At 58.8% G+C, this 15,518-nt stretch carries 12 protein-coding genes; all 12 read right to left on the bottom strand.

Annotation, left to right across the window (positions count from 1 at the left end; genetic code table 11):
* Positions 1 to 3: 3 nt before the first annotated feature.
* The 12 genes from ACE3SL_RS11450 to ACE3SL_RS11395 all read right to left on the bottom strand — a co-directional run bounded on the left by ACE3SL_RS11450 (position 4) and on the right by ACE3SL_RS11395 (position 15,516).
* A complete protein-coding gene (locus ACE3SL_RS11450; RefSeq protein WP_374525861.1) occupies positions 4 to 1,395 on the bottom strand; it encodes a hypothetical protein in 1,392 nt (463 codons plus the stop codon).
* A 207-nt stretch (positions 1,396 to 1,602) separates the two neighbouring features.
* Complete coding sequence (locus tag ACE3SL_RS11445; RefSeq protein ID WP_374525860.1) at positions 1,603 to 2,892, bottom strand: DegT/DnrJ/EryC1/StrS family aminotransferase; 1,290 nt, start codon at positions 2,890 to 2,892, stop codon at positions 1,603 to 1,605.
* Entirely contained in the window at positions 2,822 to 3,475 is a 654-nt protein-coding gene (locus tag ACE3SL_RS11440) for an acetyltransferase (RefSeq protein ID WP_374525859.1), read from the bottom strand. Before ACE3SL_RS11440 ends, ACE3SL_RS11445 begins: the two co-directional genes overlap by 71 nt.
* Positions 3,476 to 3,506: 31 nt before the next feature.
* Positions 3,507 to 4,109, bottom strand: coding sequence for a sugar transferase (locus ACE3SL_RS11435; RefSeq protein WP_374525858.1), 603 nt, complete (start codon positions 4,107 to 4,109; stop codon positions 3,507 to 3,509).
* A 5-nt stretch (positions 4,110 to 4,114) separates the two neighbouring features.
* A complete protein-coding gene (locus tag ACE3SL_RS11430) occupies positions 4,115 to 5,344 on the bottom strand; it encodes a glycosyltransferase family 4 protein (RefSeq protein ID WP_374525857.1) in 1,230 nt (409 codons plus the stop codon).
* Complete coding sequence (locus tag ACE3SL_RS11425; protein ID WP_374525856.1) at positions 5,341 to 7,170, bottom strand: hypothetical protein; 1,830 nt, start codon at positions 7,168 to 7,170, stop codon at positions 5,341 to 5,343. Before ACE3SL_RS11425 ends, ACE3SL_RS11430 begins: the two co-directional genes overlap by 4 nt.
* A 43-nt stretch (positions 7,171 to 7,213) precedes the next feature.
* Positions 7,214 to 8,317: a non-hydrolyzing UDP-N-acetylglucosamine 2-epimerase gene (wecB, locus tag ACE3SL_RS11420; RefSeq protein ID WP_374525855.1), complete on the bottom strand. Its 1,104-nt coding sequence runs from the start codon at positions 8,315 to 8,317 to the stop codon at positions 7,214 to 7,216.
* A complete protein-coding gene (locus tag ACE3SL_RS11415; RefSeq protein WP_374525854.1) occupies positions 8,314 to 9,435 on the bottom strand; it encodes a glycosyltransferase family 4 protein in 1,122 nt (373 codons plus the stop codon). The genes wecB and ACE3SL_RS11415 overlap by 4 nt, the downstream gene beginning before the upstream one ends.
* A 229-nt stretch (positions 9,436 to 9,664) precedes the next feature.
* Positions 9,665 to 10,810: a hypothetical protein gene (locus ACE3SL_RS11410; protein ID WP_374525853.1), complete on the bottom strand. Its 1,146-nt coding sequence runs from the start codon at positions 10,808 to 10,810 to the stop codon at positions 9,665 to 9,667.
* A 230-nt stretch (positions 10,811 to 11,040) separates the two neighbouring features.
* Positions 11,041 to 12,936 carry an asparagine synthase (glutamine-hydrolyzing) gene (asnB, locus tag ACE3SL_RS11405; protein ID WP_374525852.1) on the bottom strand — a complete coding sequence of 632 codons (1,896 nt, stop codon included), beginning with the start codon at positions 12,934 to 12,936 and terminating at the stop codon, positions 11,041 to 11,043.
* A gap of 1 nt (position 12,937) precedes the next feature.
* On the bottom strand, positions 12,938 to 14,296 hold the full coding sequence (locus tag ACE3SL_RS11400) for a lipopolysaccharide biosynthesis protein (protein ID WP_374525851.1): 1,359 nt from the start codon (positions 14,294 to 14,296) through the stop codon (positions 12,938 to 12,940).
* Positions 14,297 to 14,397: 101 nt separating this feature from the next.
* A complete protein-coding gene (locus ACE3SL_RS11395; RefSeq protein WP_374525850.1) occupies positions 14,398 to 15,516 on the bottom strand; it encodes a DegT/DnrJ/EryC1/StrS family aminotransferase in 1,119 nt (372 codons plus the stop codon).
* Positions 15,517 to 15,518 lie beyond the last annotated feature (2 nt).

Raw genomic sequence — 15,518 nt, 5'->3', positions numbered from 1 at the left:
AAATCATCCGCGCGTTGCCCGAACATTACCAACCGCTGGCCCAATCAACCTGGTTCCCTTCCCTACCGCCCATCGAATTGGGACGCGATTATCGACCAAATTTAGTCGGTCGAACTCGATTGACGCAAGCTCGTTACCACTATTGGACATTCTATATAGCGCAGCGATTCTGATTTTCGGGTCCGCTTCCATGATATCGAGCCCAAGCTTCAGGTCGACATCCCGCCGCATCAGCCCGAGCGGGCGCCAAACTAGGATCCGCGTGGCATTGGGCACATACATTTTGAGGTCGATTTTCGAGACGCCACCGTAGCGAGCGTAAGTGCCATATTCCGTCTGATGCAAGGCGCCCACTTCTTCCGAAAGTTCGACTTTGCCCGTGGTACGCACAATGCCCGTTATCGTGAAACTGTGTCCGTGCATTTCGGAAAGCACAATTGGGGGACTGCCGCTCTTGATGAATTCGCCATGCGCCTCGTTCTTGTCTCCGCCCATCGAGACACCGTTGGAAAATGTCCCGTTCAGACTACAATATTCGCAGTTGCCGTGAAGATTACCCCCCGACAGGCCGGCAGTTGGGTGGCTTCCAGCTTTGCCGAAAAAATGGCAATCACGATTCATGCCGACTTTGCCATGGACGGGGTCGTCGCCACCGACCGTAAAGCCGTTGAAATGACCATAGCATTCGCCCCGAATGGTCACATCCTGGCTATTGCTGACGACGCAACCATAGGGGTCCGCCCCATCGCTTGCCGTCTGCCACGCGCGCATATGCTCACCGACCAACTGAAAACAGTCGTCGATATGTAGCGCGGCCTGCTTTCCGCCTTCGCATCTGACATTGCTGATGACCGACCGGTCGAGATTTTCAAAGCCCGCTATATAGTCGATGCCGTCATGGCCGAGAACGGTCAGAGAACCGCATCCTTGCGTAAAGCGATCCCCTGCGCGCTTCCATACCTCCGTTCCAGCGGCGGGATAGCTATCGCGGCAGGCCTGCTCGACGCGAATGCCGGTTGAGTCGAGAACTTCGGCAACGCGGAACATCTCGCCCTTGCGATAATAGAAACGGGCACCATTTCCTGCAAAATCCACGGTCCCAGAAAGCTGAAAGGCGTCGCCTGTCCCCAGTCCGTGAGGCCCAATAAATCTAAATATTTGCGTTCCGACGGATAAGCCGCGTTGCAGGTGCGGCAGCTTCATTCGTGCCCTACCCTTTACGAGTAAGCAAACTCCGGCCAGAAAATCCTTTGGATCCGCATCCCGAAAATCAAAGATTACGTTCCCGCCCTCAATGACCCCGGGTGGAATTACGAGCGGCTTCGACACCTTATATGTGCGGCTCGACAAAATGGCTCGCCCGGTCTTGGCCATGTCGGCGAATATCTTGATCAAGGCATCGCTATCATCCTGGCCCCGACTTGGCGTACTCGCATGACAGCGAGTGGCGGCTACCGCCGCGCCTGCGACGAACATGAATGCTTCTCGACGCCTGATCGCCATGCGAATCTCTCAGCTCTACGAAACCAGAGGCTTCCATCGACTATACATGGCGTCAGCCACGGCTCGTTCACGTAAAAAATACACGCTCGCCCCGCGCGCCTACACCAGCTCCGCCGTTGCGACCCGAAGCACGTCAGCAACGACCGCGGCCGTCAGTGCCATTTGGTCTTCGGTCAAGGTCGGATGAACCAGCCACATCAAGCTGGTTTCTCCCAAATCTCGCGCCGCCGGCAAGCGCTGGAGCGGACGCAGACCGGTGCCGTCGAATGCTTTTTCCAGATAGACTTCGGAACAGCTGCCCTGGAAACAGGGAACTCCGCGAGCATCGATCTCGGCGATGATACGGTCCCGGTCCCATCCGTCGGCCAGTCGGTCCGGGCGGATATAGGCATAATGCTTGTATTCGGCATGAATGCTGCCCTCGCCGGCCAGTTGCGGCGCGCGCAGCGGTCCCTCGCCTGTCGAAAAAGGAGCAATGGCAGCGCGAATGATATCGGCATTGCGCGTGCGCGCGGCGGTCCATTCGGCCATGCGCCGAAGCTGTATCCGGCCGATAACTGCTTGCATCTCTATCATCCGCCAGTTGGTCCCGAATCCCTCGTGCAGCCAACGAAACCCCGGCGGATGCGCCCGCTCATAGACTGCCTCCCAGCTCTTTCCATGATCCTTGAAAGACCACATGCGCGACCAGAGGTTGCGGTCACTGGTCGTCACCATGCCGCCTTCGCCGCCGGTGGTCATGACCTTGTCCTGACAGAAGGACCAGGCGCCGACATGGCCGATCGACCCGACGCTGCGCCCCTTGTAGCGAGCCCCATGCGCCTGCGCGCAATCCTCGATCACCTTGAAGCCCCGCGCCTCGGCAAGCTCCATGATCGGATCCATATCGCACGGCCAGCCGCCGAGATGGACGACGATGGCAGCACGCGTTTGCGGCGTGAGAACCGGCGCGATGGTGGCGGCCGAAAGATTGCCGCTGTCGCGATCGACATCCGCGAATACGGGCTTTGCTCCGGCGTTCACGACACAGGAAACCGAAGCCAGGAACGTTCTGGGGGTGACGACGACCTCGTCGCTGGCGTCACCGCCGTTCACCGCGCCGATGCCAAGACCGTGCAATGCAAGGTCGAGCGCGACGGTGCCGTTGGCGAGCGCGATCGCATGGTCGCATTCCGCCCATTCGGCAAACTCGCGCTCGAACGCGCGGCCTTCTTCCCCCGTCCAATAGTTGACGCGGTTCGATCGCAGAACCGCGGCGACCGCGGATATCTCTTCCTCCGAGAAACAGGGCCAAGGCGCGAAAGCGGTATTCAACATGTCATTTCTTTTCCAATGGACGCGCCGGGTTCCCGACGACCGTAACGCCGGGAGGGACGTCTTTGGTGACAACCGCTCCCATTCCTATGGTGGCGCCCGCACCGATCACGAGCGGCCTGTCGAGCGTACCCTGGCGCAAGATAGCACCGGTGCCAATGTAAGCGCGATCCTCTATATGAACGTTGCCGTTGCATTTGACGCCCGGTGCGAAGGTAACATAATCGCCGATAACGCAGTCATGCGCGACATAGCTGTAGATATTCGCATGAAACCCGCGGCCGATACGGATGTCAGATGTCAGCATGGCAAATGGTTGCAGAATGGCGCCTTCGCCTACCACGACATTGTCGCCGACCACGACATTGAGCGCGCGGATGGTACGGCACGCCATGCCGGCATCGACGCAGCGATCCATCAACCGTTCGCGAATGGCCGCGTCCGCAATGGCGACTGCCACGGCCGCGTCATCACCGGCCTGCTCCGTGAAAGCCTGCCATGTCAGGGCCTCATGGCCGCTGATCGTGCTTTCCGAGGCCACGGAATTGTCATCAATGAAGACCAGCCGTGCGTCGTCACGCTCGTGCTGCTCGCGGGCGACAGGCATCACTTCCCGCCCGAAGCCGCTGGCGCCGTATATGCCGATCAGTTTCGTCATAATTCTCTCCGATTCTTGAGGGCGGCCCTTTTTACTGGCGATCCGCGCCTTCGAACTTCGACATGGTCGCCTCTCCCTCCGCGCTGATCCCCTCGCTCTTGAGTACCTTGGCAAATGTCATGACAAGTATTTTAATATCGAGCAGCAGGTTCCGATTATCGACATACCAGACATCAAGGGCGAATCGCGTATCCCAGTCCAGCTCATTGCGACCATTGACCTGCGCCCAGCCGGTCAGTCCGGGGCGAAGCTCGTGGCGCCGCGCCTGTTCGGCGCTATACAGCGGCAAATACTCCATCAATAGCGGACGCGGTCCGACCAGGCTCATATCGCCTTTGAGCACGTTCCACAGTTCGGGCAACTCATCGAGGCTGGTCGCGCGAAGAACGCGGCCGAGCCGCGTCAACCGTTCGGCGTCGGCAAGGGGATTGCCGGCCCGGTCATGCGCGTCGCGCATCGACCGGAACTTCACCATATCGAAGGGCGCGCCGTGGAGGCCGGGACGCATCTGCCTGAACAGCACGGGCCGCCCCATATTGATGCGGATGAGAAGGCCGAGCAGGGCCAGGATCGGCGAAACGATGATCAGGATCGCGAGTGCGGCGACAAAGTCGAATGATCTTTTCATGTCCATGCACGCTATGCGGCGGCCTGTGCCGGCAGCGCAATCTTCAAATAATCCTGCGCCAGATGGTCGTAGGTCCGGTTGCTCAGCAACCAGTCGTGCGCTGCCGCACCGATTGCGGAGCGTTCTTCAACGCTCATTTCGGCATAACGAAAGATTTCCATGCGAAGCGCATCGACGTCGCCCGCAGGCACATAGGAGCCTCCTCCCGATTCATCGACCATTGAGGGGTAGCCCGAATAGGAGGCAAGGATCGGTCTGCCGGCCAGCATATAATCGATGACCTTGTTGAGCGACTGGCCGTATTTCCAGACCCTCGACACATGGACGGAAAAATAGAGAAGGTCGCACCGTTTCAACACGTCCTGGACCATCGCTTTCGGAACCGCCGGCGCGAAACTGACGTTGGGCAGATCGGCGCACATCGCCTGATAATGGGCTTTGAGGTCTCCGTCGCCGACAATCAGGAAATGAACCCGCGGATCGTCGCGCATGACGCGCGCGCAAGCGAACAGCGTGTCGAGCGCATTGGTGATGCCGATCGTCCCCGCATGGCAGACGAGAAACTTGCCGTCGGGAATATGGGCGGCGACATAGTCGGGCGGCAGCGTTTCGCCACCATCGATCCGCGCGCGGTCGATTCCCATCGGCACGCAATGGACCGGTGGCGAGGATCCGACCTGCTCCGCCACATGCTCCTTCAGGTTCGGCATAGTGCCGACGATCGCATCGCTACGCCGGTAGGCCAGCCGTTCGACCATCCCGAGCGCAGCGACAAGCGGGTTGCGGGGAGAGAATCCCCCTTCCTCGATCAAGGTCAGCGGCCAGATATCGCGAACTTCGAAGATCAGCCGGCAGCCATAGCGGTGACGCAGAACGAGGCCGTTGAAGATCGTCAACAGCGACAGGCTGGAAACGATCACCGTGTCGGGTTTGCAAAAGTCCTGCTTGGGCAGCCGCCACAGCCGCCATTCGAAATCGAACCAGCTGAGGATACGCCCCAGAGACTTCGCGCCCTTATATTTGCGTGTCCGAATCCGACAAATTTCCACACCATCGACCTGTTCGGTTCTGTGGGAACCGTCGAAGTCTGGCCGGGCGATCAGATGGTGGGAGTTCGCGGTGAAAAGGACGCAATGATGGCCCTTGCGTACCATCTCGCGCAGCAACATGAACGATCGTTCGCCGACCCGGTCGGCCGGCAACCCCGTATATTTCGATACATACCACAGGCATGCGCTCACCGGCGCGCATCCTGATAAAGGCGAGGCACCGCGTTCACGACGCGGATCGTGTCGGCGAAGTCGAGACCGACCGCATCAAGATACCATTTGATGTTCGCATAGCGCGGCCGGTTTTCATCCTCGATCAACGCGAGCGCCTCTTGCCGGGTCATCTGACCCTCGCGGATCTGGTTGCTGCGGAAGGTATCATGCTCGGTAAAGCCGGCGACGGTGTGATAGACATAGTTATAGAAAGCGGCCGTGCCGTCCCCGATCCGCCAGGTCGTCGCGGTATCGGGCGCCTTTTCCCAATCGTACATCGCCAGGCATTGATCGACGACCGGCTCTTCCCATGTCCAATAATCGAAAACGTGGAAATAGTCGGTCTTCGTGTGGAAGCTCCGGTAATATTCGCCCGACAGCGTATCCCAAAGCGAGCTGTTGAAATAGCCGGGGCTGCGGCTCATCGCCTTGAAGCGCAGATATTGATAGCGAAGCTGTTTCATCGCGCCATTGCTATAGACCTTGTCCTCCTCGAAATCGGGCGGGACGCCGAGGAAGCCGGCCTTGAAGTGCGTGGTCTCGAGCGGATTGACGCCCCACAGGTTGAGCGAAATGCCCGTTTGCTTTTTGACCGTCTCGACGTGGCGAAAAAAGTGCTTGTCCCCCGCCATCAGGATATTAATCATCCCCAGGTCGGGCGCCTTCAGCCACGCCGTCAGATTCTTGCGGATATTGTCGCGCTTTTTCGTGATGTCGGCGGCGACGATGATATTCTCGACGCCCAGCTCCGCACACATCCTGCTGATATTTCGCCGGCCGAGGTCTGTCACCATCCCCCAGTCATAGGTATAGGTGATCGGCTTCATCTGAAGCTCGTTGACGATCAGGTGCAGCGCGTAGCAACTGTCGCGCCCGCCCGAAAAGGGCACCACGCAGTCCGCGCCCGCCTCGCGGCGGAATGGCGCCACCAGATCGAACAGTTCCTGCTTGGGTTTCGGCGCGTTGCGTTGCCGGTAGTTCGTGCAATAATTGCAAACGCCCTCTTCGTCGAAGCGGATATATGGCATCGTTTCCGGCAGGACGCAGCGCGTGCATCGGCGAACGTCGGGCTTCGCATCGACGAGGAGATTTTCCTCTAAAGACGAAAAGACCAGATCGGGTATCAGGTTCGTTCCACGTCCACCCTTGTCGGATACGACATAGGCCGCGTCGGAGGCTGGAATGTCGATGATCCGTCCTTCATCCCGGACCTGCTCGATATCGGAGCAGCCGACCTGCGTAAGCGGCCAGGATTCCGAGGAGAAATAGACCGCCTCGCCCTTCCTGCCGACATAAAGGCTTCCGTTATTGGAAAAGAGGCACAGCTTGCCCAGCCGGGGCAGCGCGAGCGCGCAGGCGACGACCCCCTTGCACAAGCCCAGAACGGCCCCCGCGATGCCCTCGACCGTGCCGCCCTGCCGCAGATGCCGGGCCGCGATCGCCGGGATCACTTCGGTATCGATCTGCTGATAGCGCTGCTCGCCGATCTCTTTCCAGATCGCCTCGTGATTGACCACGATGCCATTGTGCAGGACGCATATGTCTTCGCGCAGCACGGGTTGGTTGTCGTCTAGGCCGTTGGTGATCAGCCGGCTATGCCCCATAACGATCGGCGTGTCATAGGGGCGGGCTTCTTCCAGAAGCCGGGAGATCGGAAAGTTGGCGCGATGCACTTGATAGGCGTCATCGCGCAGGAACAGAAGCCCGCTGGAATCCCGGCCGCGCTGCTGCGCGTAGCGCGTCAGCTCGACCAGATCGCCCTTCGGCCATGGAGCGGACGAGATAATTCCGAAAATGCCGCACATATCAACGTCTCTTCTCTTATAAGAATAACAATCGCCTGTCGCATCAGGATGTCAACGCATCCTCTAGGCAGGCCACGATTGTGTCCGCCGCCCTGCCCTCGCCATAGGGAGCGACAGATTGACCCTGACTGCCGAGCGCGACGTGAAAAGCCTCAATCATGCCGCCGGACGAAACGGGAGGGGCAAGTCGATTCCATCCGGCTTCGATCAGTTCGTTCCACTCGGTTTCGCCGCGCAGCGTGACGCAAGGCACTTTGTGGAAGAAAGCCTCCTTTTGTACACCGCCCGAATCGGTGGCAATCAGCGCAGCGAATTTTTCCAGTTGCACGATATCGAGATAGCCCGCCGGATCGACGATGCAGATCTCCCGCTCCGCCTCAGCCAGCCGACTCGATTCTGAAAGGATAGCACGGGTTCGCGGATGTACCGGCCACACGACCGTGATGTCCTTGGCCAGCGCGATCAGCGCATCGACGATGTTGGCCAGCCGCTGTGGATCATCGGTATTTTCCGCGCGGTGAACTGTCGCCAGCGCATAGCGCCGCGGTTCGAGATTCAGCCGCTCCAGCAAGCGTCCCTTCTCTGTCACCCGGCCACCATGCAGCAACGCCACGTCGAACATCACGTCACCCACATTGAGGATGCGGTCCGGCGCCATGCCTTCGCGGCGCAAATGGGCGCAGGCTTCCTCCGTCGGCGCAAACAACCAGTCGGAAATGCGGTCGGTCAGGACGCGGTTCACCTCTTCCGGCATTTTCCTGTTGAAGCTGCGCAGCCCCGCCTCGACATGCGCGACCGGAATGTGCAGCTTTGCCGCCGCGAGCGCGCCCGCCAAGGTCGAATTGGTGTCGCCATAGACCAGCACGGCGTCGGGACGAAGCTCGACAAGCAAGCCTTCTATTCCCTCCAGCATCCGCCCGGTCATCGCGCCGTGCGGTCCGCCGTGCACATCGAGATTATGGGCCGGGCGGGGTATGCCCAATTCCTCGAAGAACACATCGGACATATTGGCGTCATAATGCTGGCCGGTATGCACGATGACCTCTCGCAGGACGCGCGAGGCCGCAACGGCGGCCGACACCGCGCTCGCCTTGATGAACTGCGGGCGCGCGCCGACGATCGTGACGATGGTCCGTTTTCCGCTCATGACAGAACATCCCTATAAAGTTGCAGCAGCTTTTCCTTTTCTCTGGACCAGTTGAAGACCTCCCGCACCGCCGCGCGGCCGTTGCGCCCCATCCGTTCGGCGCGCGCTCGATCCGACACCAGCATATCGATCGCGGCGGCGATGGCCCTGGGGTCCTCCGGATCGACGCAAAGACCGCAGCCATGCCCGACAATGATCTCCCGCCACAATGGAAAGTCGGAGGCGATCACCGGGATGCCTGCGGACATATATTCGAACATCTTGTTGGGCTGTGCGTCGACATGATTAGGCAGCGGCAGAAAGGTCACCATCCCTGCCACCGAGCGGGCCAGCGTGTCGCGCACGCCGGTCCGGTCGAGAAAACCGACGGGATTCACCTGCTTCCACCCGGCAAGACTCTTGGCTTTTTGCTCAGAAGCGCTGTCCCCGAAAACGCCCACGAGATTGAGCCGGGCATCCGACTCGGCATTTTCGAGGGCCTCGACAAGTTCAAGGATACCTCTGATCGTCGAAATGCCTCCGACATAGGCGACCTCATTCGCCTTGCCGTCCCACGGCAGCGAACTCTCCAACTCCCCGAGTAACGGAAAATTATTGACGTTCACCGCGCGCCTTGCCCCATCGCGGAACTTTTCCGTGATCGCAGGCGTGGCGCCTACAATGGCGTCGAACTTCGGCACGGCCCATGCTTCATAACGCGCGAATATAGACGACAGCAAACGCAGCAACAGGGGGTTCAGATAAGGCTTGCTCAACAATTGCTTCGGCACATCTTCGTGAAAATCGAATATGACGCGCTTGCCGCGACGTTTCAGCGTCAGGCCGACCGGTAGCAGTTCCGGGTCGTGCAGGTGATAGAGGTCGGCATCGAGCGCAAGCGCCGCTTTCTTTATCTTCCGGGTCGCGCCGATCATCCTGCTAAACCGCCCGGTCGTACGGCCGACATCCACGATGCGGACACCGCTTTCAGAACTCTCGTTCCCTTCGCCGTCAGCAACGATCAGCGAAACTGCATAACCCGCCTTGACCAAACTCTCACACATTTTCCTGAAAATGCGTATGTCGAAACGCGAATGTGCGGACGTCAGATGAACAACTTCCATGTTAATCTCCAGCATGTCCCCACGCCCACAGGCACGAGATAGTTGACCGCCAAGGCGTTGCGTGCGCAGCCCTCTCCTGCGCCGCCGCGAAACTGGCCATCCGTCTAGTGCCGCGCGTCATTCGCGCCAGGCGCACACGGACGTCGAGCACACGCGCAGACATCGCCCCTCTCAACCTAACGTGGGAATCGTTGCGTGGACGTGCCGTCGTCATCTGCACGATGAGCGCATCAACCTGACTCATTCAAAAAGGCCTTGCCCCCTTTGAAACACGGGCCGTTTGCCTCGTCGCCGACTGTCGTAGCTGGGGAGGATCGATGATCCCAAGCAACAAGAACGACAGCAGCACACCGTGGCTCAAGAACAAGGTCACGAAGTCGGTAGAAGAAAACATCGTCACCATCTGGATAGCGGTGACGGACGAGATGAAGGCCACGCCTTGCCGCCGCCCGTGGGCATTTAAAAGCGCCAATGTAAGCCCGGCGCCAGCCGAATAAAGCAGCGCGCCGAACAAGCCCGCCTGAGCAAAACCACTACCGATAAATCCGGTGTTCGCACCCGTATCGTCTCCAAAATACACGTTGCCGATCAGGTAGGGAGCAGTCAGATCATAGGGACTTTGCAGAAGTCCAAATGTCAGACGAGAGTCGGCCCAATAGATGAGTGGGTGGTTTGAAAAAAACTCAATATAGTGAAAATCCAGCAACGGCGGAACAAAAAGGGCCCGACGCAACAAAAGACTAGTGTACCATCCCCAGACCGAATCCGGTCCATTCAAGGACATCAACGCGACATCGATAACGCAAACGGCCATAGCCGCTACAAGTAAAATCAAGATCTTGGAATAATCTATTGACCGGCTCAAAGAATAATAAATAATTGCTGCGATCAAGGGGTAAAAAATCATCGACTTGTGGCTAGTAAATCCAAAAAGAAAAAGGGATATAACGGCAAATCCCAGGACAACAAGAGGCTGCCGATAAAGCAGCGCAGAAACCACGCCAAGAGGTATCAGCGCCTTTGAAAATATGGACGACAGATAGGAAAATAGTGATGGAAGATTCTCCGCCGCATCCTCTCTGAAGTTATAGACCTCTCTGAAGTCTATGTTAAAATACTTAAAGCCCAAAAAAAAGTAAAGCATCATTATAAGAATAACTGACAAGAATGCGATAGCTCCCAGAAAAAATTCTGGACTAACCTTGACAAACTCCACTGAAGGAAGCCGAATCCTACTAATCTGGAACATTACCAATGAACATGCGGCCACAATGAACAATGAGCTTAGAGGACGCCCGCCCAACGCCAACAGAACCAGCAGCGGCACCAGATAGATGGATAGAAAGATGTTCAGTAAAATCGATCGCGCGTCGCGATCGACGGGAGCCATGAACGCAAATAGGATTAGTGCACCTACCGAAAATATGACATTCAAAGGCTCAATATATAGGTCAAACCCCATATATGACCAGTCAATCGATAGATAATTAATGTACAAATAGCAAAGGAGACTATAGTATATAAAATATAAAAATGGAATTTTGAAACGGCTTACCTTATTATCTTTGACATATGCAGGCGCATGGCCCTTCCTTATTGGCTTTAATGTACGATCAATCATTAGAAAGACTCAAATCCTTGGCGGATATACCAACGCGCATAATTGATCCACCGCCACAATTGCCAGTTGAATCGCTTGCGACCGCTCATCACATCGTCGAACACCGACGTCAAGTTATGCTGGCGGATGAAAGGAATATCCGCGGCATCAGCCAACCACCCCCGCGCGATCGGCGCGATCGCCGTCAACCATTCCTGTTCCGGGGTCGCGAAGCCGATCTTGTCGCGTCGATCGAGAATCGCGTCCGGAACGATCCCGCGCATCGCAGCCCGAAAAACGCGCTTCGATTCCCCCTGATCGGAAATAAGATAGTCCTCGGGAAGACCAAGCAGCAGTTCAGCCATCGGGACGGTCAGGAAAGGCACGCGGCTTTCGATCGAGAAGGCCATCGCATTGCGATCACCGTGCCGCAGGAGATGAGGGAGCCCCCGATTCTGCAAGCTGTAGCCGAGCTGTTCGATCACCCGGCGACCGCGATGAGTCTTCCTTAACGGAGTCCGCGCTTCACCGAAGTGGACGCCGGCTCGCTCGAGCATGTCGATGTCGAGCCAGTCCGGACGGAAGTCCCGTCCCATGGCCTTGCGGCTGCGCGCATAGACCCAATCCGGCAGGATGGCGCGCCCCAGTTCCATCCAGGTGCGCCGATAGGAGCGCCCCTGCCAGTCCGCAGAGGCACGTGCGAACCGATGCATGCCCACAAACCGCCCGTCTTCGAACAGGCTGAGCATCCGTTGCCCGGGATAGCCGTCATAGCCCGCGAGCAGTTCGTCGGCACCCTGACCATCCAGAGTGACCGTGATTCCCGCCGCCTTGGCGCGCTGGAAGACGAGGTATTGGGCATAGATGCTGGTGCTGCCGAACGGCTCGCCCTGCACCTGGATCAGCCGGTCGAGATCGCGGGCCAGGTCGCTTGCACTGGCGCGCACCTTATAAGGTTTAGCGCCGACCGTCTCGTTGACGAGATCGATCCATTTTTCTTCCGAAAGCGCGTCATTGTCGGCGATGTAGCTAAACGTGTGGATGTCGATTTGCGGCTCGACGTGGCGTATCGCACAGACCACCGCGGAGGAATCGACTCCGCCGGACAGCGCGGCGCCCAACGGCACGTCGCTCCGCAGATGCAGCCGGATATTTTGCAGGAATTGCTCGCGCGTCGCCTCCACTGCCTGATCGAACGACAGTACGGATGTCTGGGTGACCGGGACGCGCCACCAGAAATCCGGATCGGATAACCGTCCCGTGCGCAGATCGACTTCCAGCAGCGATCCGGGGGGCAGATGGTGCACGCCTTCGACGAACGTGCGGTGCGCGCTATCATAGTCGCCATGGACAAGATAGTCATAGGCCCGCTGCAAATCGGGGCGTGGCGTACGCAAACGAAGCGCCGCGAGCGCCGGCTGCTCCGACGCGAACAGAAACTCGTCGCCGTCGGCGTGGATGAAGAGCGGCTTAATCCCGAATGCGTCGCGGACGCAGGTCATCACGTCACGCCGACGGTCATAGACGACGAAAGCGAACATTCCTTCCAGCCGAGTCAGGCAGGCACGCCCCCATTCGGCCCACGCGGCAAGCAGGACTTCCGTATCCGACTGGGTCGTGAATATCCGCCCGCGGGCGCGCAATTCATCCCGCAACTCGCGATAATTGTAGATTTCGCCGTTATAGACGATGGACAGCGCCCCGTCCGCAGTATGCGTCGGCTGATGCCCGCCGCTGCTAAGATCTATGATGGACAGCCGCCGCTGGCCGAGCAAGACGGTCCCGTGCGCGCACGACAGCGCTTCGAGACCCCGGTCATCCGGTCCACGATGGCTGAGAAGATCGAGCGCCGCGGCAGCCCGCTCCTCGATTCCGGCGCGCGTGTGTCGCCAGAAGCCGCCGATGATGCCGCACATGTTAAACTCTTCCGTTGCTGGAGAGCGCCTGCGCTGCTGTAGAGCATTTCCGCAGGTGAAGGAGGATGATGGCGATCGCCATAACATTGCCGATGAAAGTCGCCAATGCGAAGGCGACAATCGCCGTGAGAGCGCTGCTTTGCATATATCCATAAAGCAAAGCCAGGGATTTCCCGACCAACAATATGACGTGAATCACGAGATTCAGATGCTGCCCGTCGGTCGCTGGCAAAGTCAACGATATCGAGGAGTAGACGAACTGCGCGGCAAATCCGAAAAACAGGATTGCCGAATAAAGACCGGCGCTTTCCCACTGTGATCCAAAGATATAATCGAACAGCATCGGCGCGAGTGGAACGAATATCAAACCTGCGGCTGTAACTCCCAGCCCGAGAAGGCCAGCGATTTTCGCGGTCGATGTCAGCAGACTGTCCTGCATGACATGGTCCCTGCTCTTCGCATAGACCACTTGCCCGACAGCCTGACTGATCAACGACAGCGGTGTGAGAATCATTCGATCCGCGAGCATGTACCAGCCTGCCACAGCGGGGCTGAACAACAGCGCCAGCAAAAGATTGGGCAGTTGCACGCTGAGCGTATCGACCAGCGCCGCCGGCACGTCATATTTGGGAAAGCGCGCATATTGCCGCGCGGCGCTCCTGATCCGGTGCCATTCGGCCCAATCGAGCCGCGCCCGAACGCGGGCACCTCGGGACAGGCTCTTGCCGCCCACGGCTAGGCCGACGACCTGACCCGTGATCAATCCCAAGGGTCCGGAACCCAAAATACCGATGGAAAGCTGAGTGGCGGCATTCGCCAATGACTGCCAAATTCGCGTTCGAGCGATCTGGCCGAAGGCTTCTTTTCGGACCGCCCAGAAATTGAATATGCGATAAGCGCCTGCCCCGACCAGCGCGAGCGGCAGCGCCCACAACAGCCCTTCCATATCCGGCACACGCAATATCCTTGCGATGGGTGTACGCCAGATGGCGACAATAATGAGAACGACGGCGGCGGAAGACACGGTCAAAATCAGCGCCAGTCGCATGAGAACTTCGGCCTGTCGGTCAGAACGCGGCAGAACGATCGCCATCTCGTAGCGGAGGCTGGACGCCATCAGCAACGTGGACATCAGTGCGCCGAACACTGCCGCTACGCCAAAATCTGCCGGCGTATAGAGCCGAGTAATCAGCGGCATGATTGCCAGTAGAATAGCCTGTCCAGCGACCCCCGCCGACACCAGCGTGGAAACCGACCGCAGAAAACCACTTCCTGCGAGTCTCTTGATCGCGCCAACCCATCGATTCGTCATCGGCATTCCTGGTGACAGGCCATTTTCATAGCTTAACCAGCGGCTCATGCACCCGCCGATATCTGTCGCGCGTGTCGTACTCTACTTCGAGCCGGGCTCCATTGGTCCAGAAACATCCCCGCATGAAACCTGCTTGCTATGCCGACACCTTATCCTAGCATCGCGCCGAGGACCCGGTTCTGATCCTCCTCCGTAAGATAGGGATGCATCGGCAGGCTGAAAACGGTTTTCGCAAGATCGGCGCACGTCGACAATCCGGCGGGATCGGCCGGATAATTTTTGTAGGCGCCCTGCTGGTGAAGCGGCATCGGATAATAGACGACGCTGGGAATATTCTCCGCCTTCAGTGCCGCCATCGCGGCATCGCGTTCCTCGGTCGAGGCGGCGCGCAGCGTATATTGCGCCCAGACCGAGCGCATCTCGTTCGGGATATAAGGGGTCTGGAACCGCTCCCCCAGCGCCGCCGAATAGCGGCCCGCCACCACCTGCCGCGCGTCCAGTTCGTCGGCGTAAATCGCGAGCTTTTCGAGAAGGATCGCCGCTTGCAGCGTATCCAGCCGGCTGTTCACGCCGATGCGGACGTTGTCATATTTGTCGCTGCCCTTGCCGTGGACGCGCAGCGAGCCGATCAGCGCCGCCAGCTCGTCGTTGCTGGTGAACACCGCGCCGCCGTCGCCGTAACAGCCGAGCGGCTTTGCCGGGAAGAAGGATGTCGTGGCAATGTCGCCGATGCTGCCCGTGGTGCGATCCTTGTAAGTCGCGCCAAAACCCTGCGCGCTGTCGGCGATGATCCACATGCCGTTTTCACGGGCAATCGCCTCGATCGGCTCATAATCCGCGGGAAGGCCGAAAAGGTCGACCGGAATGATCCCGGCCGGACGCAGACCCAGTTCCTTCGCGTGGACGATGGCGCGTTTCAGGCTTTCGACACACAGGTTGAACGTCCGCCCGTCAACATCGACGAAGACCGGCGTCGCGCCGACGTGGGGGACGATTTCAGCGGTCGCGGCAAAGGTGAAGGACGGACAGAAAACCGCGTCGCCTGCCTTCGCGCCGAGCGCCATCAGCGCCAAGTGCAGCGCGTCGGTGCCGTTGGCGCAGGTCAGTGCATGCTTCGCACCGCAAAATTCCGCCAGCTTGCCTTCCAGTTCGCGCACTTCGGGACCCATGATATAGGCGCCGCCCGCGAGCACCGCCTGGATACGCGCGTCGAGCTTGTCCTTGATCCGTGCCTGCTGCGCCTTGAGGTCGATAAATTCGATCGTCATGA

The sequence above is a fragment of the Sphingopyxis sp. genome (assembly GCF_041916015.1).
Classification (GTDB): Bacteria; Pseudomonadota; Alphaproteobacteria; order Sphingomonadales; family Sphingomonadaceae; genus Sphingopyxis.
The sequence above is the reverse complement of the archived record's forward strand: the minus strand, read 5'-3'. Positions and strand labels throughout refer to the sequence as shown.

Excerpts from the sequence above, each read along its gene's own strand:
- ACE3SL_RS11400 (WP_374525851.1), bottom strand. The coding sequence starts at position 14,296 with ATGAGCCGCTGGTTAAGCTATGAAAATGGCCTGTCACCAGGAATGCCG.
- ACE3SL_RS11440 (WP_374525859.1), bottom strand. The coding sequence starts at position 3,475 with ATGACGAAACTGATCGGCATATACGGCGCCAGCGGCTTCGGGCGGGAA.
- wecB (WP_374525855.1), bottom strand. The coding sequence starts at position 8,317 with ATGAGCGGAAAACGGACCATCGTCACGATCGTCGGCGCGCGCCCGCAG.
- ACE3SL_RS11435 (WP_374525858.1), bottom strand. The coding sequence starts at position 4,109 with ATGGACATGAAAAGATCATTCGACTTTGTCGCCGCACTCGCGATCCTG.
- ACE3SL_RS11425 (WP_374525856.1), bottom strand. The coding sequence starts at position 7,170 with ATGTGCGGCATTTTCGGAATTATCTCGTCCGCTCCATGGCCGAAGGGC.
- asnB (WP_374525852.1), bottom strand. The coding sequence starts at position 12,936 with ATGTGCGGCATCATCGGCGGCTTCTGGCGACACACGCGCGCCGGAATC.
- ACE3SL_RS11410 (WP_374525853.1), bottom strand. The coding sequence starts at position 10,810 with ATGGCTCCCGTCGATCGCGACGCGCGATCGATTTTACTGAACATCTTT.
- ACE3SL_RS11395 (WP_374525850.1), bottom strand. The coding sequence starts at position 15,516 with ATGACGATCGAATTTATCGACCTCAAGGCGCAGCAGGCACGGATCAAG.
- ACE3SL_RS11415 (WP_374525854.1), bottom strand. The coding sequence starts at position 9,435 with ATGCTGGAGATTAACATGGAAGTTGTTCATCTGACGTCCGCACATTCG.